The organism is Paenibacillus praedii (assembly GCF_049725345.1).
Lineage (GTDB): Bacteria > Bacillota > Bacilli > Paenibacillales > Paenibacillaceae > Pristimantibacillus.
On sequence record NZ_JBMWAM010000005.1, the window covers coordinates 198,650 to 224,552 of the forward strand.

Here is a 25,903-nt window from a genome sequence, read left to right on the forward strand (position 1 = left end):
TTAATTGGACGAAATTAGACTGATCTATTGGACAATATTAAACCTCCGTGAAAAAATTGTGCTTGAACTAATTTCATAGCTGGCAAGAAACGATGCCCGGTGGGCAATATCGGCATCCTGCGATCCGAAGTGGCTCTGAGTATGGGACGGTTCCCGGCAAGCTGTGCTTGAGCATTACTTCGCCGATTTATTTCGGAGCATGTACGGGCTTAGTCCGAGAGCCTACAAAAAAGAAAAAGCCGCCCGCTAGGAGCAGCATTTCTAATAAACATATAAACAGTGGATCATACCTTCTGTGCAGCAAGATCCAGCCAATCCATCTCTTCTTTTGAAAGCTTAATTAGCGAGCCTGTGTCGCAGGACTGAAGCTCTTCGGCGGTTTGCGCTCCGATAAGCGCGCAGGTTGGAAATGGCTGATTCAGCACGTACGCAAGCGCAATTTGAATCGCGCTAACACCCTTGTCAGCCGCAAGCCGCTTCGCCCGCTCTAAGCGCTCCCAGTTATCGTCGCTGTAGAATACGCGCACAATGTCGGCATTATCGCGAATTTCCGGCGAGAATCGTCCGGTAAAAAAGCCCCGGGCCTGCGAGGACCAGGACAGCAGCGGAAATTGCTGCTCCTCATGCCAATCACAGGTCTCGGTGTCTGCGGATACGCAGCCCGACCAGAACGGCTCTTTCGCCTTCGCCAAGCTGAGGTTCGGGCTGCTAAAGGCAAAGCCGGTTAAGCCGTTAACCTTTGCATAGTCATTCGCTTCCTGAATTCGCTGCCACGTCCAGTTTGATACGCCGATCGCCTTCACGACACCGCTCTTGACATACTCGTTCAGAATTTCGATCACTTCGCCTGCCGGAACGGCAGGATCATCGCGATGCAGCGCATACATATCAATATAATCAGTCTGCAGCTTCCTGAGACTTTCCGTAATATCCGCTCGGATGGCCTCTTTATTCACACGAGGGCCGTTTTGATCATGATGAGCTCCCTTCGTAAGGATAACCATTTGCTCACGGTTGCCCCGCTCCTTCATGTAACGGCCGATAACCTCCTCGCTCTGACCGCCGCAATAAACATGCGCCGTATCGACCGAGTTGCCGCCAATCGCGAGAAATGCGTCCAAATTCGCCGCCGCTTTCTCATAGGAATCATGGAAGAAATAATCCGTCCCCTTCATCAGTCTTGATACCGGCTTATTGCAGCCTTCAATACGAATATATTCCATTTTCATACCTCCAAGATTGGTTTTATAATTTCACTCTAACCCGTTCCTCAGCAGACAACAAACAAGCATCTATGACCTTCATATTTCTGATCGCATCGGAAGCATCGAATTGGAGCGGTATGCCATTAATAATGGCGCGTGCCAAATGATCAGCCTGCTCTGTATAGGCATTCACATGCGGTACATCGACTTCTCGTCTTTCCCCTCTTGCGCTTACGAAGAAATTGCCGCTGCCCGGCTCACCGGTCACATAAGCGGATGGAACCTCGATGATTCCGTCTGTACCGAGCACCTCCAGCGGGTTGCGGAACGCAGCCCACATGCCGCAATCGAACGAAAGAGATACAGCGCCTTCAAACTCAAGCAGACCAGAAGCCATCATATCCACATCGCCGTGCTCCGGCGAGAATAAGGCTTGCACCGTTACCGCTTCAGGCTCCTTGCCGAGCAGCAGGCGGGCGGCATTGATCGGATAACAGCCGACATCATAGATCGAGCCGCCGCCCCATGCCTTACGAAATCTGACATTCCCTTTGTCCGCCGCACTGTTAAAGGTGAAAGCGCTGCGAATCCCGCGGATCTCGCCGATTTCGCCCGCAGCAATCACTTCCTTGATCATTTCGTAACGAGGATGGAATCTATACATGAAGGCTTCCGACAGCAGAACGCCAGCCTTCGCGCTTGCTTCCGCCATCTCTTCCGCCTCCTTCGCTGTCAAGGCAAGCGGTTTCTCGCACAAAATATGTTTACCTGCCTCAGCAGCGCGAATCGCCCATTCTTTATGTAAGTGATTTGGCAGTGGAATGTAAACAACATCAATGGAATCATCCTCAAGCAGTGCTTCATAGCTGCTGTACGCAACGGGAATCTTCATTTCATCCGCTGTTTGCTCTGCCTTATCCCCATCTCGGCTGGCGATGGCAGCCACCTCGTTCAGCTCGGACAGATGGAGCCCAGGAATAACCGCTCTCTTCGCGATGCCCGCGCAGCCCAGAATGCCCCATTTCAACTTTTTTACCGTCATAATGTGATCACCTCATATTTATTTACGACTATATTGCGATTATAAGACGATCAATTTAAAATTAAAATAATATTATTTTGTTATCTATTAAAACAATATTGTTATAAAGGAGTCAGCCATGCAGCGACAAAGCCATTTGCTCACGCTACCGCATAACCCATTCTTCTGCTTTCCTGAGTCGGTCGGAAATTACTGGGACCATCCCGAGCATTATTCGTTACGAAATGCAGGAGCGTTGAACAACTTCAATATTCATTATGTCGTTTCCGGCAGAGGCTACGTCGAATGGGACGGCAAGGAATACACGCTTGAGGCAGGAGAGGCCGTACTGTATTTCCCGCTGCAGCGGCAGCACTACTATAGCAGCAAGGATGATCCTTGGGATATCCGGTGGGTTCATTTCTATGGAAACGGTCTTCAGGACTATATGATTGAAAGAGGCTTTCATAAAAGCCAGCTTTGGACGATTCGCAATCGGTCCGCGTGGGAGCAAGCGCATGAGGTGCTTCTTGCCGAAGCCGAAACGCATCGCATGCTGCATCCGACCCGCTTATCAGCCTTAACCTATGCGATACTCGCCGTCTTCGTTGAGCAAGCGGTACCAATATCCGGAAGCAGAGCGCATTCGTCGGCCAACCGCATCCTTGAGCTGCTGCCCCGTATGCAGCAGAAAGCAGCCGAGCCGTTCAACCTCGAGCATTGGTCCGAACAGGCTGGCGTCAGCTCCTATTATTTCTGTAAGCTGTTCCGAAGCGTAATGGAAATGACACCAATGGATTTTATTACACGTTCACGGCTCCAAATGGCCAAGCAATGGCTGCTGGAGCGCAAGGACACGAACATCGGACAAATTGCTATGGATGCCGGTTACCCTAGCGTCAGCTATTTCAACAAGCGATTCATGGAGCATGAAGGCATGACGCCGACGATGTACCGGCTATTGTACGGTGTGTAACATAGAAGAGAAAAAAAGACCTCCCTTCAAATGGGAGATCCAAAGCTTCACATAAACCAGTCATTATAATGCAGAGGAAATGATGCCGCGATTGCAGTTTTTCGCATAATTAATGATGGCCTCATACTGTGTTTTTGCGATTCTGCGGTCCGACATCGGAAGGTGGGGGTTCTTTATAATCTCGGCTAACAGCTTTAATTGCTGCATTTCCTCAGAAGTAACCTTAACCGTTACTTTACCCATGCTGTCCCTCCTCCTTTACTTGTTTGAATATTATACGCATCATACAAGTAAGATTGCGTATTAATTGGGCGGTTTAGGGGGATTTTGTTCCACCCACTCCTCCGGAAACAAATCTGAGAGTTCTTTATTCTGCTTGCCCTTCATATAAGCGAGGCCTGCATAACCGGCAAGCAGGGCGCTGCTTACAACCGCAAAATTATCGGTCGTATTCGCCATCGCCAGCGCAGTTTTCGCAAGAATCCCTGTTCCTATCGCAATCAAGAGATCGCCGAGAAAGCCAAGATCGAAAAAAATCTTCTTCTTTGCATTATGATGATCCCGAAAGCCAATCACGAAAATAAGAAAATAATACAAGCGCTGAACCCATCTTATCAGCCAATTCGTAGACAGCTTCAGCCCTTCCTCATCGTATTCAATAACCAGCTTTGGCATTTCGACGATACCATTTTTGGCAAAATGACCGATCAGCCCTCCAATTAGGCTCATGGAGATCGCCAAGCCGAATACGTCTAAAAACTCATGAACGGTTGAAATGACCATCGCCCTCATGACCACCCTTCAAGATACATACCGATAAGCTGTGTTTATCACACTACTTCAAATGTATGCCTTGCAGACGCGGTTCAACACTGTTTTTTTTCAGAACCTTGCCATACTATTTCTGCTCGTCAAGCAAGCCCATCAGCATGTTCGGAATCGAAAATGGTTGCACTTTACGTTCAATTATTCATTCAGAAGAGTGAAAATGCGTTTTAAGTGCTCTAAGTCCTCTTCGGATATCCGTTCTCCTATGTAGCGAATAATCGCCTCGTCATTATGTTTAAATGTATCCTCGTATTGCTTCCCATGCTCTGTAATTTCAACATAAACGACGCGTTTGTCCTCCGCTCCCCGCTTTCTGTGAATAAGCCCTCTCTCGCAAAGCTTGTCGCCCATTAACGTTACAGCCCCCGGTGTAATCTGCAGCATTTCCGCAAGGTCAGTTGATTTTACAGGATTTTGCCGGCCCAATATGGAGAGCATTCTCGTCTGATTGATGGAGAAGCTGTCATCGATTCCCTTGTACCATTCCGTCCTCAGCTTCTTATACGCCCCTTTGAGCAGCGGAAAAAGCTCCTTCCACTTTTCATAATCGTTCATGATACGCACCTCATTTATGTGAGCTTTATTGACTAAGCAGCCACCACAACTCTATAATTACGTTGGTAACCTAAGTATTTGACAAATAAATTCACCGAGGTGAATCGAGTGAGTACAGATAAATATGAAAATGTCGCAGATCTAATGAATATCTTTCAGCGATTCGCTAGGGCGGATTGGCGAAAAAAGACGATGTGGGGCTTAAAGGCCAGTGAAATTCGTGTATTAGTCTGTTTAAAAAAAGGCGGCGAAAAAGACAATTCGAGTATGACCGTGTCGGAAATCAGTAAAATGCTTCAGGTCACCTCTCCGACCGTTACGCAAATGATTAACAGCTTAATTGCATCCGGCTACGTGGAGCGCTCTTCCGATCCGAATGATCGCAGAATTACGGACGTCATCCTAACGGAAAAAGGGGAGCAGCTTGCGCAAAAAGCTTCCGAAAGATATCACGCTTTATTTAGAGGCATGGTCGATCAGCTCGGCAAAGAGCAAAGCGATCAGCTTGTCATGCTGCTGGATCAAGTTTTTCAGTACCTCGAACAAGCCCGCGATAAAGACAACTTTTAAAATAAAAAAGGGATTTCGTCCACAGCCGCTGCTGTTGCCGCACGAAATCCCACCTGCAGGAGTCCGTTCTTAATGGTTAATTAAGAGCAGGCTCTTTTTTTAAGCCATCTGACGACGACTCCTCGCTCGCTTTCACTTTCAAATCATTAGAGGAGCGGAGCGGAATCTCCTTCAAGAACCAGACTAATATAAACGCAACGATCAGTAGCGCCATACCGAATAAGAACACGACAGTTAACGAATCGCTTAGCACTGCGCGCATTATTTCGATGATATGAGCAAACAGTGGCTGCAAGTCCTCAGGCAGTGAGGCATGCAGTTCCTTCAGCTTTGGCTGATCCAGCAGCATTTGAGGATTGAGAAAGCTTGACAGCTGTTTTGCCGTTTCTGGATCCAGATGCGATAAATCCGGACCCTCGCCCGCTTTCACAACAGCCTCGAGCTTGTTAGCCAGCGTTGAGTTCATAACCGTACCCATTACTGCGATACCAATCGTACCGCCAAGGTTACGGAACAAAGTAGCGGTTGCCGTAGCAACGCCTAGCTCAGACGGCGCTACCGCATTTTGTACAGTTAACGTAAACACCGGCATTGAAATGCCTAAGCCGACACCGAACACGATCATGGCAGCGACCGCAACCCACACATTGGTCATGAACGCCATCATTAGCATACCAACCACCATGAAGGGCATCCCGGCAATCGCAAAGCGCTTATATTTGCCGGACTTCGAAATCCAGCGTCCCGATAACGTGCTCAGTATAATCATGGCAATTGACATAGGCATGTTTACAAAGCCCGAATTGGTCGGTGAAATTCCCAGCACCCCTTGCACGAAAAACGGCAGATACATCATCGCACCCATCATGCCTGCATTCATTAGAAAACCGATGGAATTCGATATCGTGACGATACTGTTTTTGAACATGGATAAAGGCAATACCGGGCTTTTAGCCTTACGTTCGACGAGGAGCAAAATAACGAGCAAAACGACCGCTGCTGCCAGCAGTCCGATAATTTGCGGCGAGTCCCAAGCATACTTCGTGCCTGCCCAAGAGAAACCGAGCAGCAGCGCAATGAGCAGCAAAGTGAGCAGAATTGAGCCAAGGTAATCAATCGATTCCGATGCTCTCCGCCCTGTTTTCGGAAACATGAACCAAATCATGCCGAATGCGACTATACCAAGCGGCAGAAAAATCCAGAAGATCCACTTCCATGCGATATGGTCCACCAAAAAGCCGCCCAGCGTAGGCCCGATAACGCTTGAAAAGCCGAATATAGCCATCATGATGCCAGTCCACTTCGCTCTTTCTCTCGGCGCGAACAAGTCACCTACCGCTGTAATGGTTGCCGACATCAATATACCGCCGCCAAGCCCTTGTATGCCTCGATAAGTAATCATTTGGAAGATAGTAGTCGAAGTTCCGCAGAGAAAAGCACCGATAATAAAAAACACGATCCCCGCTAATAGGAACGGTTTGCGCCCATAAATATCGGACAGCTTGCCGACAAGAACGGTTGCAATCGTTGAGGTCAGCATATAGATGGTAATGACCCAGGTGTAATACTCAATGCCTCCCAGCATGGCGATAATGCGCGGCATCGCCGTACTGACGATCGTCTGATTAATGGCTGCGAAGAACATCGCCGACATCAATGCGATCATAATTGTTAATTTCTTTCTGTCTGTTAACTGCTCCATATGCCCTGCACTCCCAAATGTTTTAAATTATAATTTCCAATCTTAGGCCAACCCACTCATTATATTTATTTAGGTTGCCTACCTATTAATTGATCATACAATAACTTTAGTACTAAAACAACTCCCCAAATCGATAACCGCATACGAACATCGTGCCATCACTTGAACGCAAAAAAAGAAGCAGGTCAGAGTGCACTCTGATCTGCTTCTTTGTCAAACCTGATCTATATTAATCACCCACCGGGAACCAGCCTGGGGTGTGAATGATTGCCTGCCATAACGGCGTTGGCACAACCAAACGTTCTTGGTCATTTTTGCTTAACGTTGTTTTGATCTCCGATTCACGGCCTTCAGCAACCTTCTCCACCCAGTCCGGCTCCACGATGATTTCACGGCCAATGGCAACAAGCGGAATGCCCGTACCGAGTGCCTTCAATGCATCCTCAGGCGTATGAATCGAGCCAACGCCAATGATCGGAACCAAATGGCCGACCCGTTCCTGAATCCACTCGATACGAGCTTTGCTCTCATCAGCGCCGCGTCTTGGAGCAGACCAGAAATCTTGCAAGGAGACATGAAGGTAATCTAGGTCCTTGCCTGCAAGCTCATCAATCAAGCGGAACGTATCTTCCATCGTGATACCAGGTGTCGTTGGTTCCTCAGGGGAGAAACGATAGCCGACGAGGAATGATCCCTTTGCATGCTTTGCTGCGACGCGCTTCACTTCATCTACAATGGCAAGCGGGAATTTCAGGCGGTTTTCGATTGAACCTCCCCACTTATCTTCCCTTGTATTCGAGTGCGGAGAGAAAAATTGCTGTATGAGGTAGCCGTTAGCTCCGTGAATTTCAACGCCGTCAAAGCCTGCTTCTATCGCGCGTCTAGTTGTTTCTCCAAAATCACGGATGATGTCTTCAATTTCGTCATTCGTCAGTGCTCTTGGCACAACATTCGGATTTTGTTCGGAAGCCACTGCACTAGCACTGACCACATCGCCATTTGGCACAAGGGCTGGCGCACTCTCTCTGCCGCCGTGGAAAATTTGAAGCACAGCTTTCGCGCCTTTTCCTTTAATTGTCGATGCCAGGCGCTTAAGTCCAGGAATCATCTCATCGCTGTGGCTTCCGAATTCTCCCGGAAAACCTTTACCGCTTGGCGTCACATAAATGCAGGCCGTTACGACCATGCCGACGCCGCCCGAACGGCGAGCATAATACTCCAGCTCTGAATCGGAAACTGTTCCGTCTTCATTCGATGAGAAATTAGTCATTGGTGCCATAACGACACGATTTTTCAGTTCAACGCCGCTTTTAAAAGAAAATGCTTCAAAGAGGGGCTTATAAGCTTGCTTCATCATTTTTTTCTCTCCTGTTATTCATTATTTTTTCTCTTTGCTTGTAACTGTAACTTTTTTTGATACTGTAATACTAATTTATACAGTTAGCTTTGTCAAGCATAAATAAACCTCCGAGTGGTTAGCATCGGAGGTTTCGCGAAATAATATTCAAAATATCTATTTAGATTGTCAATCGAATGTTGAGTGGTGTTTCAATTCCATAAATTAAGTTTAAAATTCTATCATATGAAAACCTATTCTCTCATAAAATGGAGATAACTATAAGGAGGTTGCTGAAATGGAATACGTTCTAAACAAAGCTTTTAACAATGAGGTCGTTTACTTGGACAATAAACATTTTATTGGATGCTCATTCACAGATTGCACCATTCACATTACTTCCCTGCAATTCAACTACGATCGCTGTACATTCAAGGGCTCCAAATTCAAGCTAGCCCGCAAGGTTTTCATGCTGCAAAATGTATATTCATTACTGCCATCGTCCATGAAGAGTCACATCGTCATGCAGGGCTAATGAATTTAATAGAAGGGCTATCCAGCGGATAGCCCTTTTTTAATGTCCTTATTCTGCAGCCATCGTATTCGTCAAGCTGCCAAGCTTCTCGATTTCGACCGTTACTTGATCTCCAGGCTTAAGATAGATTCGCTTCTCGGGCGGATATCCAAGCACGACCCCTTCAGGCGTCCCTGTCATAATAATATCTCCCGGCACCAGCGTCATATGCTGTGAAATATAGCTTACGATCTCATCGCATTTGAAAATCATATCACTTGTATTCGAATGCTGACGAACGTCTCCATTCACGATACACTTTATCGTAAGCTTGTTCGGATCGCCAACCTCCTCCGCTGTCGTTAAATAAGGTCCTATCGGAGAGAATTTGTCACAGGATTTGCCCAGCATCCATTGCTGCGTTCTCTGCTGCAGATCACGCGCGGACAAATCATTTGCGGCACAGTAACCGAAGACATAGTCCAGCGCCTGCTCCTTCGTTACATACTTCGCCGTTTTGCCGATAACGATGGCAAGCTCCGCTTCATAATCAACCATGTCCGTCACGATCGGCAGCGGAATGCTATCCTCGTGCCCGGCAAGCGTATTGTTAAACTTATTAAACAAAATAGGATAATCCGGAATTTTCGCTTTTGTTTCCTCTGCATGCTTGCGGTAATTCAATCCGACACAAATCATTTTGTTCGGATGCGTCACGCAGGGTCCGAACACGAGTCGCTGCTCTTCACGCCAATAAATCTCCTGACCGTTTGAACGGCTCAATATCCCTTCAACAAAAAGCCGGAGGGCTGCAAGTGCTTCATCCCCGCCATCGATGGCTTGATGGATCGTAATCGGAACTCCGCCGCCATTGGGATAAACGGATAAAGCGGCCGAAATATCCAGCACTCCTTTTTCCGTTTTAACACCCAGCCTATGCTCTCCACTCTCAATAAACGTCAATAATTTCATTTGTCAGCTCCCTCACACAGTTTAGACGACTATTCAATAAAGCTCTTCAAAGGACTGCCGCCCACCGCCGCCAGCCATTGTTCAGCAATTAAGTCATGTCCGGCCGCCGTTGGATGAACGCCATCCCAAAGCCAGTAGCTGGTGTCCGTTCTTTCTGAAGCGTGACTAAATGCATCCTGCAGCGGCACGAATACCGCATCATACTCCTTGCAGAGCTCTTGAACGATAGGACGATAACGTTTAAGAAGCTTGTCCCATTCACTCCAATGCTCCAGTCTAGTCCCGACAGGCAAAATAAACGGTTCGCACAATACCAGCTTTGTCTCCGGCATGACCTCCTTGGTTTCATCGAGCAAATGCCGGTAGGCTCGCTCGAACCGATCCGTCGCCCCGCCCGGGAGTTTGGCTACCATTCGGCCAGCATCATTTACACCTGCTAAGATGCTCAACAAATTAGGCTTTAAACTAATTGCATCCTCATTCCATCTTGCATACAGATCCGAAACTCGGTCACCGCTAATTCCTCTATTTATAAATACGGGTCTGCTTTCCGCACGACGATTCCCCAGCTTGCTGGCAATTAAAAACGGATAGCTGTGACCAAGACTATGATTTGGGTCGTCATTCCGACTGCGACCGCCATCCGTAATAGAATCTCCTTGAAATAAAATCGTTTTTTGTGCTGTACTCATCTAAAAAGCTCCACCTCTCTACATGTACTTGAAAGCGCCATCACTTTTATTTTGCAGCATGAATACAAAAGATGGAAGTTAATTTTTAATGAAAAGGAGTAATTTCTTACTTTTCAAGGTCATCTGCTATTTTGCTCACGTAAAAAAAGATGCTCAGACATAGTCTGAGCATCTGTCACTCCTATTATTTATTTTTGGCATAAAGCCAATTATAATAGCTTGCATGCTTAATTTCGTCTGTCATAATTTCAAATATTCGATCTCTAAGCTCAGGACGTATATTCAGATAGATAGAGCGGTACTTCTCAAATGCTTTCAGTTCTCCTAATAGCGCCTTTTGGATCCCCTCTGTATAGCTGTCTGGTGGTTGGAACATAACATCGGTTGAAGGCGCCGCAGGCATCGTCCCTGTCAAATAATAATAAATTTCACGAAACATTCGCCCGTGTTTGCGTTCATCGTCTCTTATGCTTGTGATAACTTGCTTCTCCTGCTGCGTCGGTGCAGCTTGAATCAAATAGTTATAAAATAATTCATCCTCACGTTCACCGCCTACGGACTCTGAAATTAAGGCCAAAACATTCACATCTCTCGAAGCCATCATCGGGTAGGCCGAAAGATCAACTCGATAAATAGCATAATACGTCATTTTGTTCCATGCACCACCTATTATTAAAAATGTAATGATAACAGCCTATGCATAGGCTTCTGTATTCGAGTAGGCGAATGCCGCTGGTCCTGAAAATATAAATTCTTATTCATCCCCCGTTTATATGACTAAATAAAAAAAGCCCCGCAGCATCAATCGAATAACGAAGGTTATTCGATGAATACTGCGGGGCTTGTTCTTCCTACTTGCCTATGCTGCTGTACAGGCAACGATTATTCCGTAGTCGTCGTATCATCGGTGGCTGCAGAATCATTAACTGCAGGATCATTCAATCCTGCATCGCTATTAACGCCATCGGACGCGGGATTATTTGCGTTTGTGTTGATGTCCACGTTAGTTGTTCCATCATTGTTATTGCAGGCAGAAGCAGTGAGAATAAGAGCGGCGCTCATTGTTGCGATAAAAATCATTTTGAATGAACTGTGTTTTTTCATTTTTTTATTCATGGTTATTCCCCTCTCGGCTAGTTGAAATGTAATTCATACTCCTATTTAACCAGCAGAGGGGAATTGAAACGGCTCTAACCATGAGAAAATATTAAGATTACTTTCATCAATGATGGGTATATTACCCGATTGGATAATCGATTACGATCACATTTTGAATAATGCCATCGAGCATTTGCACGAATTTCTGATGTGCAGGATGTGGTCCATAAGCTAACAAGGCCTGTTTATCCTCAAAGGTGACGCGAAGCCCTAAGGTGTAGTTCTGGATCTGATCCGTTTCATGGGTTTCATTTATGCCTGCCGTCAAATCGACAATACCTGGAATGTCATCGCGGAATGACCGCAGCACCTCCAGTAATTCTCTTTCTTTTGCCTCATTCAGCCTATCATTGAATTGAAATGAAACCAGATGCTCAAACCTCATTTTTCATTCTCCCTTCAGATGTGAATCTTCATTCATAATAGCACGCCCTTCAAAAAGACAGCACAAAAATAGACGAATTCTCTCCGATTTTCCGTCGAAAAGATTTCGTCTTTCTGAATAAATGGATGAGCTGGTCCTTCATTAACCGAAGCGACCGGAAATATAATCGCTCGTTTCTTTTTTTTGCGGATTGGTGAACATCTTCTCTGTCGAATCGAACTCTACCAGCTCGCCGGATAAGAAAAAGGCGGTTTTGGCAGAAACCCGGGCAGCCTGATGCATATTGTGAGTGACGATTACGATGCAGTAATCTTGCTTGAGCTCCGTAATGAGCTCTTCGATTTTCGATGTCGAAACAGGGTCTAGAGCAGACGCCGGCTCATCCATCAGAATAATGTCGGGTTTAACGGCAATCGAACGAGCGATGCATAACCGCTGCTGCTGACCGCCGGACAGCTTAAGCGCCGAGGTATGAAGACGATCCTTCGTTTCCTCCCAAAGCGCCGCTTTCCGGAGTGATTCCTCTACAAGCTCGTCAAGCTGACTTTTGCTCTTGGTTCCATGATATCTCGGTCCGAAAGCTATATTCTCATAAATGGATTTATGGAAGGGATTAGGACGCTGCCATACCATGCCTATACGACGACGCAGGAGGACGACATCGGTTTTGGGATCATTAATGTTCTCATCCCCGATCCAAATTTCCCCTGTTATTTTCGTATTCGGTATTAAATCATTCATTCGGTTCAGCGTACGCAGGAATGTAGATTTTCCGCAGCCGGAAGGTCCGATTAAAGCGGTAACCTCTTTATTTTCAAATTCGAGCGACACGTTTTTTACAGCCTTGTTGCTGCCGTAATAAACGCTTAAATCCCGCACGGATATTCCTTTTTCAGTCATGAGCTATGTCCTCCTATTTCATTGCGGTAAACTTGCGATACATGAACCGGCCTAGCCAGCGTGCAAGCAAGTTGAAGAGAAGCACCGTGATCACCAATACGGCGGAAGCGGCCGCAGCAATTTCCATAGCATCGGGAGCCAAGCCTTCAGAATTGATTTTCCAAATATGAACCGCTAAAGTCTCAGCAGGACGGAACGGATTCAGCGGAGACACTGGACTGAACGGATTCCAATCCGTGAAATCCAATCTTGGCGAACTCATTCCGGCGGTAAATAGCAGCGCTGCCGCTTCGCCGAATACACGACCGGCCGCTAGAATTGTACCGGATATAATTACAGGCAGCGCAATAGGAAGCATTGTGGATGTAATCGTCTTCCATTTGGTAAGCCCGAGCGCAAGACTCGCTTCCTTCTGCTCTCTTGGCACGCTCTTCAAACCTTGCTCCGTAATCCTTACCATTAACGGGAGGTTGAACACCGTTAGTGCGAGCGCTCCCGCAAAAAGAGAAAATCCTAAACCGAAATAATTAACGAGCAGCAATAGTCCAAACAAGCCGACAACGATCGACGGGAACGAAGAAAGGACTTCGACAACAAGCCGAATGAAATCGGTGAGCTTACTAGGCTTTGCATACTCACTCATATAAATCCCCGCTCCGATGCCGAGCGGAACCGTAATCAACATCGTTAGAACAAGCAAAAACAGGGAGTTGAACAGCTGCGGTCCTATGCCTCCGCCTTCACTAATCGATTCTGGCGGCGAGGTGAGAAAGTCAAAGCTGATATGCCCGAATCCGCGTATGAGTATAAACCCAAGCAGAGCAGCCAGAAGGACTACAATAAAACCGGCTACGCCAATGATGACTGCTGTTGCTATTTTGTCTACTGTTTTTGGTTTCATAGTTTCGACCTTCTTTCCAGCCAGCGTACGATAAATACAAATACGAAAGTCATTAACATAAGAATTAATGCCAAGGACCATAGGGCATTGTTATGTGGAGAGCCAGTTACCGTATTTCCCATGCTTAGCGTAATTGCGCTTGTAAGCGTCGAGGTGGATTCAAATAAGGAATGCGGAATGAATGGCGCATTACCAATGACCATTTGTACCGCTAAGGCTTCGCCGAATGCTCTGGCGATGCCAAGCACGACGCCCGTCATGAGCGCAGGCAGTGTAGTTGGAAGCACCACTCGGTATATCGTTTGCCAACGGGTAGCGCCAAGCGCGTAAGAGCCTTCCTTCAGCCCAGACGGCAATGATGCGAGAGCATCGGTAGCAACTGTAGTCATCGTAGGAAGAATCATAATCGAAAGCACTAAAGCACCTGCCGCGATACCGACACCTTGTCCAGGGAATAGATCTCTAAACAACGGAACGATAACCGTAAGGCCAATAAAACCGTATACGACAGACGGAATTCCCGCCAACAATTCAATAACAGGCTGCAAATATTTACGTCCGAACTTCGGCGTAATCTCAATCATGAATACGGCAGCACAAAAGCTAAGAGGCGCCGCAATCGCAGCAGCCAATATCGAGGTGCTGAAGGAGCCGAAAATAAATGGAAGGGCCCCGAACAAAGGGATTTCACCCTCTGGGCTCCACTTAAGTCCGGTTAGTAATTCAAGTGGGTTTACCTTATTCACAAAAAATGTACTAAGCCCTCTAGAAGCGACAAAATAGACCATCGCCACGATGGTTGTAACTAAAAATATAATACACAGCGTCGTGTATATTTTTCCTACCCATTCTTCAATAAAATGGTGATTATTCGTATTTTTCCGAGCTGCTGACTGCGCCATATATCTCTCCCTCTATACAGCTTCAAAGAGGCAGATGCAATCCGCCTCTTTCTGGCTTATGAATAGAAACTTATTATTTCTGTGTAATGTTGCCTTCCATGTCACGCGTCACTTGCATTTTGCTAGCTGGGATGTAACCAAGCTCTACTACAGGACCGTTTTGTACTTCATCGCTAGTCATGTAGTCAAGGAATGCTTTTACAACTTCATTAGGCTCGCCCTTTGTGTACATATGCTCATAAGCCCATACAGGATACGTTCCATTAGCCACATTTTCTTCCGTCGCTTCTACACCGTCATATTTTACGGTTTTAACGGTTTCATTCAAGTAAGACAAGGCAAGGTATCCAATTGCACCAGGTGTGTCACCGATGATTTTACGAACATTACCTGAGGAATCCTCTTGAATGGAGCCTTGAAGATCTTCAGCCTTTGTGCCAAGAGCATATTTTTCAAAGGTAGCGCGGGTACCGGAGCTTGCCGGACGGTTAACAATTACGATTTTTACATCCTCGCCGCCAAGATCTTTCCAGTTGGTTACTTTACCCGAGAAAATATCAACCAGCTGCTGCTTTGTCAAGTTGTCAACCGTTACAGCAGGATTTACTACTGTTGCCATTGCGACTACCGCAACTTGGTGGTTAACAAGCTGGCCAGCTTTGTCAGCATCCAATTTTTCTTCAGCATATACGTCAGAGTTACCAATGTCCGCTTGTCCTTCGGAAACCTGTGTAAGGCCTGTACCGCTTCCGCCGCCTTGAACCTGTATGGTTACACCGCTGTTTTTGTCCATGAATGATTTTGATGCTTGGTCAACTAATGGTTGAAGAGCAGAAGAACCTGTTGCCAGGATGGAGCCTTTCAGTTCAGTTGCTGTTGTGTTGCCGGATGCTCCGCCTGTATTGTCAGTGGCCGGAGTATTTGTTGCTCCTCCGTTATTGTTTTGTCCACATGCTGCCAAGGTGAACGTCAGTACCATTGCCATAATCAACATTACAGTCTTCTTCATTTTGTCTTTCCCCTCTCGCTATCCTGTGTGTTTTTGTTTACAAGACCTATTGTAGGCCTGAGTCATTAACCGAGTGTTTTCTATTTGTTAATTTATCAATTAATTATCATAGAATTTTTCTATAAAAAGTCGTAAAATATAGATAAAAAGTATGATGGATCGAGGTATATGATGAGTTTGTTAAAAATGAGGCTAATTGTTCTGATCGATCGTTACAAACAAATCACAGCAGTTGCAAACGCCATGCAGCTAAAGCAGCCCACAGTCAGCTTTCATATGAAGAAAATGGAGGAGGAATGGGGCGTTAAGCTGTTTGAAGCTAGAACCGGTAAAGTTCTGCTTACGAATAATGGTAAAGTGCTGCTCCATTATGCTTCCCAAATTGATGCCCTTTATGCCGAAGCCGTGTTTAAGCTCTCTACAATGAGTGATACCGAAAAAAATCGATTAGTAATCGGCTGTACGAATAGTACGGCAGCCTTCCTTATACAAATCAATGCCTTGGCTAAGTTCAATACGATGAAAGAAACAAGCATCTCCATTATGGTTGCAGACGAGGATGAGCTATTCAAGAAGCTGCAATTAGGCACCATCGATCTTGTCCTTTGCGGAGATCTATCTCATGAATTCGACAGTGCCGCTCTTTATCAGCAGCATGTGATCACGTCTGAATTGAAGCTGATCGTACCGGATGATCATCCTCTTGTGAAGGATGGCGTATCCAACTCACAGGTTCTCAAGGAGTATATGTTTGCAGAATTAATGGAGAGATCGATCGCGAAGAGTGTAAATAGGTGGAATCAGCGGCAAAACCAATCCATGAAGGTGTCCCAGTCTTTCGGTTCGGTAGAGCTGCTTCTGAAGGCCGTTAAAGCTGGGACAAGCTTGGCTATGCTTCCGGATTGTATCCTACCTTCTAATGAAGGTGTTGCAAGCATCAGCCTGCCGGGTGAGGTTCCCGAGTGGCGAATGATCGCCAGCTGGAGACATAACTATTGGAGCCATGCGCTCATGTATCGTGTAATGGATATATTAAAAATCGATGAAGAAGGAAGCGACTTATAACTTAGCATGTGATTGCATGGTTTTCCGGTTTACAAAATAAATGCTTGCTATGATGAATACAAGGCCGATCAAAAGAGTGAGCGTAAATGGTTCATTCAGGAACAAGGTGCCGGTCAAGATGGCGACTAATGGAATCAGAAACGTATAGGAAGAAATCTTGCTTGCCTCTCCCGAATCGATCAGCTTATAAAATACAAGCCAGCCGATCGCAATGACAAAAACTGAAATAAAAATAAGACTCAAAACAAACACGGGCTTCCAAGAAACGTCTGACCAGCTTTCCACGGAGGAGCCTACAGCCGTCATAAACAGGCCTCCTACAATTAATTGAAGCGTGACGAGCCAAATTGGATCCACGCGTGAGCTTGTTTTTTTGACATAAATCGTCCCTAATGCCCAGCTTAGCGCCGACCCCAAGGCAAGTAAAATGCCCACAACGGAAATATGACCGGACAATCCGCCTGCACCGCTGCTAATAATGCCCACGCCAGAAAAACCGAGAAAAAGTCCAGTAATTTTCAAGCCATTCATCGACTCCCCGAGCCACATCCATGAGAAAATACCGACCAGCACCGGTTGAAGGAACACGATTGCCGAGAATAGTCCCGCTGGCAGATGATGCAGTCCAATCGTCTGTAATCCGTAATACAAGACAACATTAAACAAAGCGGAAATGAGATAGATTGCCCAAGTCCTACTGAAATGCAGTTGTCTAAATCTTGGAATGGCGATGCATAGCAAAAGAAGGCCACCTAGCAATGTTCTCGTTCCAGAGAACAGCACAGGCGGCATATAAGACAATGCGAATTTGGATAAAGGCCAATTTACACCCCATACGAAAACGAGAAAAAGGATTAGTAGTACCGTTTGCAGTTTTGACAAGTTTTGCATGATTGAATATATCCCCTTGTAGTATTAGCATTTACTCCTGGACGGAATCTAATAACTTATCATACGCTCCTTTGTTTCAGTTATCAAATTATTAAAACGAGATTACAATTTGACTATGTGTGGCTGGCGGAGCATGGCATAACCATGGGGAGTATATAGATAATTAGCCGTAAGCCTGGGCAGAGGCAAAGGGAATTCCCCCTTGTCTCTGCCCAGGCTTATTGGAGCAGAAAGGACTGATTGGATGAAAACTGAAACTTTGATTGTTGATGGGAACCGTGTTGCTGCTGAGATGAAAGAGTCCTTAGTATAGAGTTAAACAACTGGCTGACAAAGGTATTGTCCCCTGCTTAGCTACGATTTTAGTCGGCGACGATCCCTCATCTGCTAACTATGTGCGTATGAAAGGTAATGCTTGTAAGAGACTCGGCATTAGATCCAACCGGATCTAATGAATCACGTCAACGGCTCCAGCCTGACGCAGCACCGAATCCGCCTCAGACTCAGGATCGGCTTCCATAATAAGCAAAAAACGTCCTTCCTCTACAGCCTCGCCGCACTCCTTCGCACAATTTTTTGGTATGCCGATCTCGCGCAGCACATCCTTTATACGCTGTCCGTCATTACGTGAAAAAACATTAGCGACTATTCCAACAGGTTCACCTCTTACACCGTTATTGATCGTCGAATAGCCGCCGGCAGCAAGGGGAGCTGCTTCTAGCGGAGGTCTGCCGCTTAGATCATTACTTTCCTGAGCGTCTAAAATCCCATACACTTCCTCGACAGGAATATCCGTTTGAGCTGCCAACATCGGCGCCGCGTCCTTATTGTTCAAAACAATTCGAAGCCCTTTATTGTCAGTTTCTGAAGCTTGAAAACGCTTGATTGCTTCCAAAACTCCCTCTTCCTTCTCAAAAATCCCGATTGTCACCGTCATAGCCAGCACTCCTCTCTCATCAAAAGGTTTATGAACTTACTCAAATATACCCGCGATGCGATAATTTGAAACGAATCGATCAGGTTGAGATCAAGCGCGATGAAGGCGGTCGCAATTCCTCTGACTAAATCCCCTTTCTGTACTCGATCCTTCTCCTATTATTGTGGGAGGTTCAGCTGAATTATCGCTTCGAAACACCCTTGATTTGGCAAAAAAAGCTGAGGAGTGGGGATACAAACGATTTTGGCTGGCAGAGCATCACAATTGGGTGGGAATGGCCAGTTCCGCTTCTCCAATTGTGATTAGCAGAGTGGCCTCCGTTACGGAGAAAATACGTGTTGGTTCAGGCGCTATGCTCCTTTCGCATTACTCTCCACTTTCCGTGGCCGAGCAATTTGGTACGTTAGAAACTTACTTTCCGGGCCGGATTGATCTTGGTTTAGGCCGCGCGCCAGGAACGGATTGGTATACAGCTAACGTATTGCGTCGACGGACAGCCGGTGAACCTGAATTTGCGGAGCAGCTTCAGGAGCTAACCGCTTACTTGCATGGTAGTGGAACCGCAACAAGCAATGGTGAACATACTTTCCATGCTATTCCTGGTGAAAATACACAGATTCCGATCTGGCTGCTTGGTTCAGCATTTTACAGCGCCCAACTCGCTGGTAAACTTGGTCTGCCATTTTCTTTTGCCGGTCATTTTGCTCCAGGCAATATGATGGAGGCACTCGCGGTTTAACGGTACAAAGCTGCATATTAGCTCCAGTAGCGCGCTGCCATGCGTGCGAATAGCTGTGGAACGAGAGTGCTACATTATAGTTTTTGGCAATACAGGCTTCACGTGGATGTAGTCCGAGGAATACCCCGTTGTGCTTATCACGGATAGTGTAGTAGTACATCGAATTATCTCTCTTGTTATTGTACTGCTTGATTACACGGTCGAAGAATGTACTGTAGCTCAGTTAGCTTTACCTTGAGCCGTTTAGTGTCGGTTAGAATATCCATTGGTTACTGTCCTCTGCTTATAAAATAGGGAGTGCGTGTCAAGAAACTGGCACATACTTATCTCCCTTCAAACAGAAGCGAAAACATTTCAGAAAAAACAATCAACTGGAATGTATGTTCGGTTCTCAGCTACAGAAAAGGCACTCCACAAAGGAGAGTGCCCTGTCCAATCATCTCTGTCTTAACCCTCTTCCTCCCAAATCTCCCAACCGACAATTTTGCGACTAGCTTGCTTCCCTAGGTAACGTCCTTAAGATCATTCAAGAATAGCCCGATACGCTGGCGTACAGTGTCCGACGATAGACCGATTCGTATCCCGCTACGATCAGGCTGTACAAGAAGCGTCGGCAAGACTGTCTGGAAGTGCCCTGTCAGATGCCTTCAGGACGCAAAGCTTCGAACTCAATATTGTGCAAATATGCGCGGAGCTGCTACCTCTCCGCACTGCCGAATAAAGATGCCCCAACAAAAAGCATGGCTGCTCGCGATGAGCAGCCATGCTTCTGTCCCTATTAACGGGTTTCCCGGTGAACGGTAACCTTCTTGAGGCGCGGCGAATATTTTTTCACTTCCAACCTTTCTGGATGGTTGCGCTTGTTCTTCGATGTCGTGTAATTGCGGTCACCGCTTTCGGTGCATGCCAGCGTAATCGTGACTCTCATGTTCTTCCCTCCTTTCCGGATTGAGAGATGTCTTAGTTATTGCAATCTTTCTTCCATTTGAACATCGGTGTGATCCGGGAACTCGTCCGGAAACTCGCTCCAGTTCATCTCCATCTCCATCTCTTCGTCCGTCAACAAGCATCGGTCCAACTCTCGCGAAATCGCAGAGCGATCCAAATCCAGGCCGATGAACACGTCGGTCACCGTGCATCTCATCCCAGCTCTCCGCCATTTGCGGTTGTTCCTTCAGCAATTCCTGCCGTTCCGTCTGAGGCAGCGATCCCGCCCATTTCTCTGCGGGCCCAAACTGAATAGAGGGACCACCAAATGCGCTTTCGCTATGGCTTACGAGCGGAGATCACGATCTTCTCGCATGCCAGCGTTACCGCTCTTCCAAGACCGGATATCGCCGCCTCCTCCAGCTCGCAGGACTGGATATCACAGAAGCCCGCAGCGATCAAATCCTCCGTTACTCCGTGGCGAAGCGAATTTGACGATCCAAATCTCCGAATTTGTCCTTGCCGCTTCACAATACCTTGGCGCCTGGGGCTTCCAGTCAAGCCATTCCGCTTTTTCAAGGCATACGGAACGATGTTTCTAGCGATCCAATCCCCGTCCCATATTACAAGGCGGCCGTCAGGCTTCAGAACCCGAAGCCATTCTTCCAGGACATAAGGGCGATCGGACAAATATGGAAGCAGATGACGGCTGACGATTGCATCGAAGGCTTCATCGGCAAACGGAAGCTCGTCAGCTCTTCCATGAACGAAATTGCAGTCCAGCCCCATGATACTCGACCTCTTTGCAGCAATTCTGAGCATATCCTCGGAGAAATCAAGTCCTGTAACCTGGTGGCCTAACCGGGATAACGGGATGGCAAGAAACCCGGAGCCAGTCCCGATGTCAAGCACATGAAGGGCTCCTGCCTCTCCCAGCAACGAATGGAGACGATGGCTCCATAGCTGCTGCTCCGAGTCATCCAGCCATCTCTCCATTCGATTCGTATAAGACTCCGAGCGTTGATTCCAGGTGTCCGCCTCCATCCATTCATTCATTACGGCAGTTCTCCTTCCTCTCACTTCATCATAGCCTTGGCACAGCTCTCCATAAGTAGACAGAATGAACGATTATGTCCGATATAAAAGGATGACAGATCGTACCGATTCCGCCCAGGCTCGAACGTTACTAGAAGACGGTGCCTCATTCGTTTCATTGCAAGCTGGATAAACGTTTCGGTCCGCGCCGATGCCGGGAAGGTGATATAAGCGTATAACGAATGCTCCTCCGGTTCGTCCAGCAGGCTGACTCCCGCGCAAGAGAACTCCGTCGCGATTCCCATTCTCTTAAACAGCGACAACGCCGGCAGCAGCTCCGCATCGATCTCTGTATTTCCGAGCCATACGACTTGCTTGGGGCGCTTCTTCGGCTTCGAAATGGCAATCCACCGGACAAGCTCCATTTCTCTGCGACTCCAGTGATGCTCGCCATGCCCACTGACAATCCGCTCCGATTCTTCACTTTTACCGATGTAGGCCATTTCTCGCACTCCCTAAGCTAGAATTCCGGCAGCGGATCAGGGAGCGCGCGCCAACTCCCGCTCATCTCCTCCGCCGTCAGCAATGCTCCATCCAGTGATCGAACGATAGCGTCCTTGTCGAGATCCATGCCAATGAATACAAGCTTGGTAACTCGATCTCCCCATTTGTCGTCCCAGTCCGGGGACTTTGGATAATTGTCGCCGAAGTACGCTCGTCTCTCATCCTCCGACAGCGACGCTACCCACAGCCCTGCAGGAGCAAGCTGCCGCGAAACGCCTGCCTGACTGAACGATATCGCCGTATTGTTTCTCGTCGCAAGCCACATAATGCCCTTGGAGCGCACCACCGACTTCGGCCACTTGGCCAGCCACTTGAGCAGGCGCTCCGAATGAAATGGAACCTTGCGCGTATAGACGAAAGAAGAAATGCCGTACTCCTCCGTCTCTGGAGTGTGATGCTCCCTTTGCAACTCCTGTATCCAGCCGGCGGACTGGCTTGCCGCATCGAAGTCGAATAGCCCAGTATTCAGAATTTCCTTCGGATCGACTTTTCCGTGGCTGGATCGAATGATCCGGGCACGAGGCTGCAAGCCTCTGAGCGCAGTTTCAAGCTTCTCTAGCTCTTCTTCGCTGACCATGTCGCATTTGTTGATAATAAGCACGTCGCAGAATTCTACCTGATCGGTAAGCAAATGCACGACATTTCTTGTGTCCTCTTCTCCCGCCTCCTGATTGCGCTGCTTGAGCGATTCAGTCGAGTTAAAGTCCTGCCAGAAATGGTACGCGTCGACGACCGTCACCATACAGTCCAGACGAGTCAGCTTGGATAAGTCGATATTCTGATCTTCATCCACGTAGGTAAAGGTCTGAGCAACCGGGAGCGGTTCGCCGATTCCCGTCGATTCGATGAGAATGTAGTCGAAACTCCCCTCCTTCGCAAGCCGCTCCACTTCTTGCAGCAGATCGTCGCGCAGCGTGCAGCAGATGCAGCCGTTCGACATTTCCACCAGCTTCTCTTCCGTACGACTGAGCCCCCCGCCGTCGCGCACAAGCTGGGCGTCGATATTGATTTCGCTGAGATCATTGACGATGACGGCTACCTTGAGTCCAACGCGATTATTTAAGACATGGTTTAGAATCGTTGTTTTACCCGCGCCCAAATATCCGCTCAGTACCGTTACTGGTATCTTGTTTTTGTCTTGTGTTATATTCATTTATCTCAGCCTCCTATCACTCGCAACTGGAGCGTATCAAGTCTATCCTTCGGTGTGGCTGCAATCCGGACAATACCCGAACACATCCAGCTTGTAATCAACAGTCGTGAAGCGCCGGTCCGGGAGCATCTCAAGCTGGGCGGGATGAATATCGACAAGAATCGTATCGTTGCATTCCATGCATATCAAATGCAGCTTTGGCTGACGGCGCTCCACCAGCCGGTACCGAACCTCATTGTTGACGGCGAAGGTCTCCACAATACGCATCTTGATAAACATTTTCAAATTTAGATAGACGGTGCCGTAACTTAGTCCTCGGAAATGCTTCTCCATCTCATGATACAGCTCGATGGCGGCGAAAGAATGCGAATATTGAAGCACCAGTTGCAGCATAGCCTTCCTTTGCGCCGTCACCCTGAAGCCGTTCTTCAGCATGTCGCGAAGCAGCTCGTCCATATTCATCCCAGTTGACATCTTGTTTACCACCTACCCGCAATAAGCATGATCATGCTCGCGGAAACAATCGACATCATCATTTGTTTGCCCGCAAGCGAAGAAGCGAACCGCTATCCCAGCTCCTTGCGTACCGTCCACAACGTAACCAGGCAAGCTGTTAGCATCGAAGCCAGATAGACAAGCACAAGCAACTGCCCGGCAGACATGGCAAGAATCATGGCCCCTTCGTTCTGGTTCAACAGCAGCATCCCGTCCTTGCGCAGCACGGAGAATAGTATTCCTCCTGCGGCATCGGCCGGAAGCTGCATCAGTGCCAGAAGCGGTTTTACCAGATGTGACAAGCCGTTCAACAGCCCTGATAGCTGCAGAAGCCCGGCAGCCAAACATATCAAGATAAAGATCGGCTTGGCTTGAAGCATAAACTGATTAACGACTGCTCGTACCCGCCAACCAACTGCCCGTGCCCTCGGCACTTGCAGAAAGGTCTTGGATTCATATAGTCCTGCAGAACGCAGCCTAAACCAATGCCTGCCGCGCCGGCCCCCACTATAATACAATCCAGACGATTCATAGATGCACCTCTTATGAGCGTAATTATTATGATCATGGCTCGTGATTTAACGCAATTGCTTATACCAGCCCTCAACTGCTCGTCTTGGGCTGATACTCCTCAATCGCTTCTTCTATATAGGACATGCGCAGCAGACAATCTTCAATGATCGCTTTTCTCTTGGCCTTTAGGATGATTTGCTCCATATCTGCATAGCTGCAGCCGGATAACCGTTCAACCGTGTCTAGACGAGTCTTCTCCTCATGCTCAAAGTCGCCGAATAATAAAGAAACGTATTCGGTTCTCTCCGTTTCGTCCGGCATACTATACGTCATCTTCGTATCGAAACGGCGCCATATCGCGTTATCCAGCTCCGTCTCTAAATTGGTGGCTGCCATGAAGATGCTGGCCCCACCGAATTCGTCCATGCACTGAAGCAACGTATTGACCACTCTCGCCATTTCCTTAACCTCGTCGTTGTTCTCCCGGGTTCTCGCCACAGCGTCGAATTCATCCAGGAAGAGTACGCATGGCGTGGCTTTGGCATATTCGAATATTTTGCGCACATTGCTTGCCGTCTCGCCAAGATGACTATGAATAATGGCGTCCAGCCGCACCAGAATGAGCGGGATTTCCAGCCTGGCCGCCATGTAGAAAGCCGTTAGCGTCTTGCCCGTGCCCGGCGGGCCGAACATCACCACTTTATTGGGGATCGGAACATCGTATCGTTCAAACTTTTCCTTCATGCCAAGTATCGTAATAAACTCCTCGACGATTTGCCGATTTCTCGGGGGCAATACGATTCGTTTCACCTTCCTGGCACATTCTTTCGGCGCGTAATACGAAGCCATGTCGGTTCCCTTCGCCCTTGGCAGACGCGCGTTCGCGTTTGTTTTGCTCATCTCGTCATTCTCCTTCTATGTTGATCCTCGCGCTAATGCCAGTCTACCGTCCAAGGCTACGAAGAGATCCAGAACAATCCTTCCTGGTCTGTCTCCACCTGCTCAAGCTGCTGCTCGAAGTCCGGATGGGGCTCAATGGAGGAGACGGGGCTCCACTGATCGTCCGCGCTCCTTGTGTACACGCTCCAGCTGCCGGATTCCAAGCGAAATTGGGCGATGGGGGTTATGCTCCATTCCCGTTCCGGATAGAGGAGTCTCTTCTCATACAAGGTCAAGACGTTATCCTCCCACAGATAAACCAGTCTGACGGAAGAACGTACATCGCGGGGCACCTTCAGCTCGATGTAGCCGTCCAATATTTTCTCCAGTCTTCGAACCGTGAATGGATCCATTGCTCCTCACCTCGCGCGTTTCATATTACCAGCTGGACTTCTTAATGCCCGGAATTTGGCCTTTATGCGCGAGCTCGCGGAATACGATACGCGAAACCTTGAATTTGCTCAAATAACCATGCGGTCTTCCCGTCACCTGGCAACGGCTGTGCAGGCGAGTCGGCGAAGCGTCGCGCGGCAGCTTGCTCAGCCCTTCGTAATCCTTGTTTTCCTTCATCCGCTTTCTGATTTCCGAATATCGTGCTACTATCGCTTGCCGTTTTTGCTCCTTGACAACCTTCGATTTTTTAGCCAAACCGTTCATCTCCTTCTACTCGACTTTCGAATACTTACTGAATTCTATGGTCACGATCGTTTAAACAGATCCCTTCGCAAATCGTAATCATTACTTTTATTAATAGTAATTAATACGATTAAAATTGTCAACCTCTCCTACGGACCCGTCACTGCGCAAAAAAGGGGCTGTCCAGAAAGTGATATGCTCCCCATACGGTAGACAGGTGAAATAATAAAACCTGGTACTATAAGGGGAGCTTTTTCATGCCTAAAGAAAAATATAGTCCGTCAGATAAACTTGCTATAATCGGTAAAATATCGAGTGGCGAGATTAGCTTGAAGGATGCGACTAAGAAATATGGTATCTCTAAAACAACTCTGGTGAAATGG

General features: G+C 47.5%; 34 protein-coding genes, 1 pseudogene and 1 riboswitch. Of the genes and pseudogenes, 7 read left to right on the forward strand and 28 right to left on the reverse strand.

Annotation, left to right across the window (positions count from 1 at the left end; translation table 11 throughout):
• Window positions 1-284 precede the first annotated feature (284 nt).
• A complete protein-coding gene (locus tag ACO9K6_RS07275) occupies window positions 285-1,223 on the reverse strand; it encodes an aldo/keto reductase (RefSeq protein ID WP_424766874.1) in 939 nt (312 codons plus the stop codon).
• Window positions 1,224-1,245: 22 nt separating this feature from the next.
• A complete protein-coding gene (locus ACO9K6_RS07280) occupies window positions 1,246-2,247 on the reverse strand; it encodes a Gfo/Idh/MocA family protein (protein WP_424766875.1) in 1,002 nt (333 codons plus the stop codon).
• 118 nt (window positions 2,248-2,365) lie between these two features.
• On the opposite strand from ACO9K6_RS07280, the gene ACO9K6_RS07285 reads away from it, so the two are divergent.
• Window positions 2,366-3,202 (forward strand): helix-turn-helix transcriptional regulator, encoded by an 837-nt coding sequence (locus ACO9K6_RS07285; protein ID WP_424766876.1) that lies wholly within the window; start codon window positions 2,366-2,368, stop codon window positions 3,200-3,202.
• Window positions 3,203-3,265: 63 nt separating this feature from the next.
• Here the strand turns inward: ACO9K6_RS07285 and ACO9K6_RS07290 are convergent, their stop codons facing one another.
• The 3 genes from ACO9K6_RS07290 to ACO9K6_RS07300 all read right to left on the reverse strand — a co-directional run bounded on the left by ACO9K6_RS07290 (window position 3,266) and on the right by ACO9K6_RS07300 (window position 4,585).
• Window positions 3,266-3,445, reverse strand: coding sequence for a hypothetical protein (locus tag ACO9K6_RS07290; protein WP_424766877.1), 180 nt, complete (start codon window positions 3,443-3,445; stop codon window positions 3,266-3,268).
• Window positions 3,446-3,505: 60 nt separating this feature from the next.
• Window positions 3,506-3,994 (reverse strand): hypothetical protein, encoded by a 489-nt coding sequence (locus tag ACO9K6_RS07295; protein ID WP_424766878.1) that lies wholly within the window; start codon window positions 3,992-3,994, stop codon window positions 3,506-3,508.
• A gap of 174 nt (window positions 3,995-4,168) precedes the next feature.
• Window positions 4,169-4,585 carry a MarR family winged helix-turn-helix transcriptional regulator gene (locus ACO9K6_RS07300; protein ID WP_424766879.1) on the reverse strand — a complete coding sequence of 139 codons (417 nt, stop codon included), beginning with the start codon at window positions 4,583-4,585 and terminating at the stop codon, window positions 4,169-4,171.
• A 108-nt stretch (window positions 4,586-4,693) separates the two neighbouring features.
• Here ACO9K6_RS07300 and ACO9K6_RS07305 point away from each other — a divergent pair, with 108 nt between their 5' ends.
• Entirely contained in the window at window positions 4,694-5,155 is a 462-nt protein-coding gene (locus ACO9K6_RS07305) for a MarR family winged helix-turn-helix transcriptional regulator (RefSeq protein ID WP_424766880.1), read from the forward strand.
• Window positions 5,156-5,231: 76 nt separating this feature from the next.
• Here ACO9K6_RS07305 and ACO9K6_RS07310 read toward each other — a convergent pair whose 3' ends face one another.
• Both ACO9K6_RS07310 and ACO9K6_RS07315 read right to left on the reverse strand, forming a co-directional pair.
• Window positions 5,232-6,857, reverse strand: a complete 1,626-nt coding sequence (locus ACO9K6_RS07310) for an MDR family MFS transporter (protein WP_424766881.1) — start codon at window positions 6,855-6,857, stop codon at window positions 5,232-5,234.
• A 229-nt stretch (window positions 6,858-7,086) separates the two neighbouring features.
• Window positions 7,087-8,211, reverse strand: coding sequence for an NADH-dependent flavin oxidoreductase (locus ACO9K6_RS07315; RefSeq protein WP_424766919.1), 1,125 nt, complete (start codon window positions 8,209-8,211; stop codon window positions 7,087-7,089).
• A 280-nt stretch (window positions 8,212-8,491) separates the two neighbouring features.
• Here ACO9K6_RS07315 and ACO9K6_RS07320 point away from each other — a divergent pair, with 280 nt between their 5' ends.
• Window positions 8,492-8,728: a hypothetical protein gene (locus ACO9K6_RS07320; protein ID WP_424766882.1), complete on the forward strand. Its 237-nt coding sequence runs from the start codon at window positions 8,492-8,494 to the stop codon at window positions 8,726-8,728.
• Between the two features lie 48 nt (window positions 8,729-8,776).
• Here ACO9K6_RS07320 and ACO9K6_RS07325 read toward each other — a convergent pair whose 3' ends face one another.
• The 9 genes from ACO9K6_RS07325 to ACO9K6_RS07365 form a co-directional block, all read right to left on the reverse strand.
• The gene (locus ACO9K6_RS07325; protein ID WP_424766883.1) at window positions 8,777-9,679 is read right to left on the reverse strand and encodes a fumarylacetoacetate hydrolase family protein; all 903 of its coding nucleotides are present in this window, start codon (window positions 9,677-9,679) and stop codon (window positions 8,777-8,779) included.
• 29 nt (window positions 9,680-9,708) lie between these two features.
• Window positions 9,709-10,371 (reverse strand): SGNH/GDSL hydrolase family protein, encoded by a 663-nt coding sequence (locus tag ACO9K6_RS07330; RefSeq protein WP_424766884.1) that lies wholly within the window; start codon window positions 10,369-10,371, stop codon window positions 9,709-9,711.
• Between the two features lie 184 nt (window positions 10,372-10,555).
• Window positions 10,556-11,020, reverse strand: a complete 465-nt coding sequence (locus tag ACO9K6_RS07335) for a ferritin-like domain-containing protein (protein ID WP_424766885.1) — start codon at window positions 11,018-11,020, stop codon at window positions 10,556-10,558.
• Window positions 11,021-11,253: 233 nt separating this feature from the next.
• Window positions 11,254-11,487 (reverse strand): hypothetical protein, encoded by a 234-nt coding sequence (locus ACO9K6_RS07340; protein WP_424766886.1) that lies wholly within the window; start codon window positions 11,485-11,487, stop codon window positions 11,254-11,256.
• A gap of 121 nt (window positions 11,488-11,608) precedes the next feature.
• Entirely contained in the window at window positions 11,609-11,914 is a 306-nt protein-coding gene (locus ACO9K6_RS07345) for a Dabb family protein (protein ID WP_424766887.1), read from the reverse strand.
• A gap of 141 nt (window positions 11,915-12,055) precedes the next feature.
• Window positions 12,056-12,814 carry a phosphate ABC transporter ATP-binding protein PstB gene (gene pstB, locus ACO9K6_RS07350; protein WP_424766888.1) on the reverse strand — a complete coding sequence of 253 codons (759 nt, stop codon included), beginning with the start codon at window positions 12,812-12,814 and terminating at the stop codon, window positions 12,056-12,058.
• Between the two features lie 13 nt (window positions 12,815-12,827).
• On the reverse strand, window positions 12,828-13,715 hold the full coding sequence (gene pstA / locus ACO9K6_RS07355; RefSeq protein ID WP_424766889.1) for a phosphate ABC transporter permease PstA: 888 nt from the start codon (window positions 13,713-13,715) through the stop codon (window positions 12,828-12,830).
• Window positions 13,712-14,617, reverse strand: coding sequence for a phosphate ABC transporter permease subunit PstC (pstC, locus tag ACO9K6_RS07360; protein ID WP_424766890.1), 906 nt, complete (start codon window positions 14,615-14,617; stop codon window positions 13,712-13,714). Before pstC ends, pstA begins: the two co-directional genes overlap by 4 nt.
• A 73-nt stretch (window positions 14,618-14,690) precedes the next feature.
• Complete coding sequence (locus ACO9K6_RS07365; RefSeq protein ID WP_424766891.1) at window positions 14,691-15,626, reverse strand: phosphate ABC transporter substrate-binding protein; 936 nt, start codon at window positions 15,624-15,626, stop codon at window positions 14,691-14,693.
• A 186-nt stretch (window positions 15,627-15,812) separates the two neighbouring features.
• Between ACO9K6_RS07365 and ACO9K6_RS07370 the strand changes: the two genes are divergently transcribed.
• Window positions 15,813-16,691, forward strand: a complete 879-nt coding sequence (locus tag ACO9K6_RS07370) for a LysR family transcriptional regulator (protein WP_424766892.1) — start codon at window positions 15,813-15,815, stop codon at window positions 16,689-16,691.
• Here the strand turns inward: ACO9K6_RS07370 and ACO9K6_RS07375 are convergent.
• Window positions 16,686-17,582 (reverse strand): DMT family transporter, encoded by an 897-nt coding sequence (locus ACO9K6_RS07375; RefSeq protein WP_424766893.1) that lies wholly within the window; start codon window positions 17,580-17,582, stop codon window positions 16,686-16,688. The two genes, ACO9K6_RS07370 and ACO9K6_RS07375, sit on opposite strands and share 6 nt — an antisense overlap.
• Window positions 17,583-17,691: 109 nt before the next feature.
• A riboswitch (ZMP/ZTP riboswitch) is annotated at window positions 17,692-17,770 on the forward strand.
• Window positions 17,771-17,941: 171 nt separating this feature from the next.
• Between ACO9K6_RS07375 and ACO9K6_RS07380 the strand changes: the two genes are divergently transcribed.
• Window positions 17,942-18,034: a hypothetical protein gene (locus ACO9K6_RS07380; protein ID WP_424766920.1), complete on the forward strand. Its 93-nt coding sequence runs from the start codon at window positions 17,942-17,944 to the stop codon at window positions 18,032-18,034.
• Here ACO9K6_RS07380 and ACO9K6_RS07385 read toward each other — a convergent pair.
• A complete protein-coding gene (locus ACO9K6_RS07385; RefSeq protein ID WP_424766894.1) occupies window positions 18,031-18,519 on the reverse strand; it encodes a hypothetical protein in 489 nt (162 codons plus the stop codon). The genes ACO9K6_RS07380 and ACO9K6_RS07385 overlap by 4 nt on opposite strands.
• A gap of 145 nt (window positions 18,520-18,664) precedes the next feature.
• Between ACO9K6_RS07385 and ACO9K6_RS07390 the strand changes: the two are divergent.
• Window positions 18,665-19,258 (forward strand): annotated as a pseudogene (locus tag ACO9K6_RS07390) (MsnO8 family LLM class oxidoreductase); the annotation flags it as partial.
• A 532-nt stretch (window positions 19,259-19,790) separates the two neighbouring features.
• Window positions 19,791-19,979 (forward strand): opine metallophore biosynthesis dehydrogenase, encoded by a 189-nt coding sequence (locus tag ACO9K6_RS07395; protein WP_424766921.1) that lies wholly within the window; start codon window positions 19,791-19,793, stop codon window positions 19,977-19,979.
• A 57-nt stretch (window positions 19,980-20,036) separates the two neighbouring features.
• Here ACO9K6_RS07395 and rpmG read toward each other — a convergent pair whose 3' ends face one another.
• From rpmG to rpsN, 10 genes are all read right to left on the reverse strand, one after another.
• The gene (gene rpmG, locus ACO9K6_RS07400) at window positions 20,037-20,186 is read right to left on the reverse strand and encodes a 50S ribosomal protein L33 (RefSeq protein WP_424766895.1); all 150 of its coding nucleotides are present in this window, start codon (window positions 20,184-20,186) and stop codon (window positions 20,037-20,039) included.
• Between the two features lie 36 nt (window positions 20,187-20,222).
• Window positions 20,223-20,402 carry a hypothetical protein gene (locus ACO9K6_RS07405; protein ID WP_424766896.1) on the reverse strand — a complete coding sequence of 60 codons (180 nt, stop codon included), beginning with the start codon at window positions 20,400-20,402 and terminating at the stop codon, window positions 20,223-20,225.
• 122 nt (window positions 20,403-20,524) lie between these two features.
• Window positions 20,525-21,241, reverse strand: a complete 717-nt coding sequence (locus ACO9K6_RS07410) for a class I SAM-dependent methyltransferase (RefSeq protein WP_424766897.1) — start codon at window positions 21,239-21,241, stop codon at window positions 20,525-20,527.
• A 20-nt stretch (window positions 21,242-21,261) separates the two neighbouring features.
• Window positions 21,262-21,723, reverse strand: a complete 462-nt coding sequence (locus ACO9K6_RS07415; RefSeq protein WP_424766898.1) for a hypothetical protein — start codon at window positions 21,721-21,723, stop codon at window positions 21,262-21,264.
• Window positions 21,724-21,740: 17 nt separating this feature from the next.
• The gene (locus ACO9K6_RS07420; protein WP_424766899.1) at window positions 21,741-22,937 is read right to left on the reverse strand and encodes a GTP-binding protein; all 1,197 of its coding nucleotides are present in this window, start codon (window positions 22,935-22,937) and stop codon (window positions 21,741-21,743) included.
• 42 nt (window positions 22,938-22,979) lie between these two features.
• Complete coding sequence (locus tag ACO9K6_RS07425; RefSeq protein WP_424766900.1) at window positions 22,980-23,411, reverse strand: Fur family transcriptional regulator; 432 nt, start codon at window positions 23,409-23,411, stop codon at window positions 22,980-22,982.
• Between the two features lie 92 nt (window positions 23,412-23,503).
• On the reverse strand, window positions 23,504-23,950 hold the full coding sequence (locus ACO9K6_RS07430) for a hypothetical protein (RefSeq protein ID WP_424766901.1): 447 nt from the start codon (window positions 23,948-23,950) through the stop codon (window positions 23,504-23,506).
• Between the two features lie 85 nt (window positions 23,951-24,035).
• Window positions 24,036-24,845, reverse strand: a complete 810-nt coding sequence (locus ACO9K6_RS07435) for an AAA family ATPase (protein ID WP_424766902.1) — start codon at window positions 24,843-24,845, stop codon at window positions 24,036-24,038.
• Between the two features lie 56 nt (window positions 24,846-24,901).
• Window positions 24,902-25,237, reverse strand: coding sequence for a DUF3024 domain-containing protein (locus tag ACO9K6_RS07440; RefSeq protein ID WP_424766903.1), 336 nt, complete (start codon window positions 25,235-25,237; stop codon window positions 24,902-24,904).
• A 25-nt stretch (window positions 25,238-25,262) separates the two neighbouring features.
• Window positions 25,263-25,532 (reverse strand): 30S ribosomal protein S14, encoded by a 270-nt coding sequence (gene rpsN, locus ACO9K6_RS07445; RefSeq protein WP_424766904.1) that lies wholly within the window; start codon window positions 25,530-25,532, stop codon window positions 25,263-25,265.
• Between the last annotated feature and the right edge of the window lie 371 nt (window positions 25,533-25,903).

What these genes read in the sequence shown, in the direction of transcription:
- ACO9K6_RS07275 (WP_424766874.1), bottom strand. Translation starts at nt 1,223, where the DNA reads ATGGAATATATTCGTATTGAAGGCTGCAATAAGCCGGTATCAAGACTG.
- ACO9K6_RS07280 (WP_424766875.1), bottom strand. Translation starts at nt 2,247, where the DNA reads ATGACGGTAAAAAAGTTGAAATGGGGCATTCTGGGCTGCGCGGGCATC.
- ACO9K6_RS07285 (WP_424766876.1), top strand. Translation starts at nt 2,366, where the DNA reads ATGCAGCGACAAAGCCATTTGCTCACGCTACCGCATAACCCATTCTTC.
- ACO9K6_RS07290 (WP_424766877.1), bottom strand. Translation starts at nt 3,445, where the DNA reads ATGGGTAAAGTAACGGTTAAGGTTACTTCTGAGGAAATGCAGCAATTA.
- ACO9K6_RS07295 (WP_424766878.1), bottom strand. Translation starts at nt 3,994, where the DNA reads ATGAGGGCGATGGTCATTTCAACCGTTCATGAGTTTTTAGACGTATTC.
- ACO9K6_RS07300 (WP_424766879.1), bottom strand. Translation starts at nt 4,585, where the DNA reads ATGAACGATTATGAAAAGTGGAAGGAGCTTTTTCCGCTGCTCAAAGGG.
- ACO9K6_RS07310 (WP_424766881.1), bottom strand. Translation starts at nt 6,857, where the DNA reads ATGGAGCAGTTAACAGACAGAAAGAAATTAACAATTATGATCGCATTG.
- ACO9K6_RS07315 (WP_424766919.1), bottom strand. Translation starts at nt 8,211, where the DNA reads ATGAAGCAAGCTTATAAGCCCCTCTTTGAAGCATTTTCTTTTAAAAGC.
- ACO9K6_RS07320 (WP_424766882.1), top strand. Translation starts at nt 8,492, where the DNA reads ATGGAATACGTTCTAAACAAAGCTTTTAACAATGAGGTCGTTTACTTG.
- ACO9K6_RS07325 (WP_424766883.1), bottom strand. Translation starts at nt 9,679, where the DNA reads ATGAAATTATTGACGTTTATTGAGAGTGGAGAGCATAGGCTGGGTGTT.
- ACO9K6_RS07330 (WP_424766884.1), bottom strand. Translation starts at nt 10,371, where the DNA reads ATGAGTACAGCACAAAAAACGATTTTATTTCAAGGAGATTCTATTACG.
- ACO9K6_RS07335 (WP_424766885.1), bottom strand. Translation starts at nt 11,020, where the DNA reads ATGACGTATTATGCTATTTATCGAGTTGATCTTTCGGCCTACCCGATG.
- ACO9K6_RS07340 (WP_424766886.1), bottom strand. Translation starts at nt 11,487, where the DNA reads ATGAATAAAAAAATGAAAAAACACAGTTCATTCAAAATGATTTTTATC.
- ACO9K6_RS07345 (WP_424766887.1), bottom strand. Translation starts at nt 11,914, where the DNA reads ATGAGGTTTGAGCATCTGGTTTCATTTCAATTCAATGATAGGCTGAAT.
- pstB (WP_424766888.1), bottom strand. Translation starts at nt 12,814, where the DNA reads ATGACTGAAAAAGGAATATCCGTGCGGGATTTAAGCGTTTATTACGGC.
- pstA (WP_424766889.1), bottom strand. Translation starts at nt 13,715, where the DNA reads ATGAAACCAAAAACAGTAGACAAAATAGCAACAGCAGTCATCATTGGC.
- pstC (WP_424766890.1), bottom strand. Translation starts at nt 14,617, where the DNA reads ATGGCGCAGTCAGCAGCTCGGAAAAATACGAATAATCACCATTTTATT.
- ACO9K6_RS07365 (WP_424766891.1), bottom strand. Translation starts at nt 15,626, where the DNA reads ATGAAGAAGACTGTAATGTTGATTATGGCAATGGTACTGACGTTCACC.
- ACO9K6_RS07370 (WP_424766892.1), top strand. Translation starts at nt 15,813, where the DNA reads ATGAGGCTAATTGTTCTGATCGATCGTTACAAACAAATCACAGCAGTT.
- ACO9K6_RS07375 (WP_424766893.1), bottom strand. Translation starts at nt 17,582, where the DNA reads ATGCAAAACTTGTCAAAACTGCAAACGGTACTACTAATCCTTTTTCTC.
- ACO9K6_RS07385 (WP_424766894.1), bottom strand. Translation starts at nt 18,519, where the DNA reads ATGACGGTGACAATCGGGATTTTTGAGAAGGAAGAGGGAGTTTTGGAA.
- rpmG (WP_424766895.1), bottom strand. Translation starts at nt 20,186, where the DNA reads ATGAGAGTCACGATTACGCTGGCATGCACCGAAAGCGGTGACCGCAAT.
- ACO9K6_RS07405 (WP_424766896.1), bottom strand. Translation starts at nt 20,402, where the DNA reads ATGAGATGCACGGTGACCGACGTGTTCATCGGCCTGGATTTGGATCGC.
- ACO9K6_RS07410 (WP_424766897.1), bottom strand. Translation starts at nt 21,241, where the DNA reads ATGAATGAATGGATGGAGGCGGACACCTGGAATCAACGCTCGGAGTCT.
- ACO9K6_RS07415 (WP_424766898.1), bottom strand. Translation starts at nt 21,723, where the DNA reads ATGGCCTACATCGGTAAAAGTGAAGAATCGGAGCGGATTGTCAGTGGG.
- ACO9K6_RS07420 (WP_424766899.1), bottom strand. Translation starts at nt 22,937, where the DNA reads ATGAATATAACACAAGACAAAAACAAGATACCAGTAACGGTACTGAGC.
- ACO9K6_RS07425 (WP_424766900.1), bottom strand. Translation starts at nt 23,411, where the DNA reads ATGTCAACTGGGATGAATATGGACGAGCTGCTTCGCGACATGCTGAAG.
- ACO9K6_RS07435 (WP_424766902.1), bottom strand. Translation starts at nt 24,845, where the DNA reads ATGAGCAAAACAAACGCGAACGCGCGTCTGCCAAGGGCGAAGGGAACC.
- ACO9K6_RS07440 (WP_424766903.1), bottom strand. Translation starts at nt 25,237, where the DNA reads ATGGATCCATTCACGGTTCGAAGACTGGAGAAAATATTGGACGGCTAC.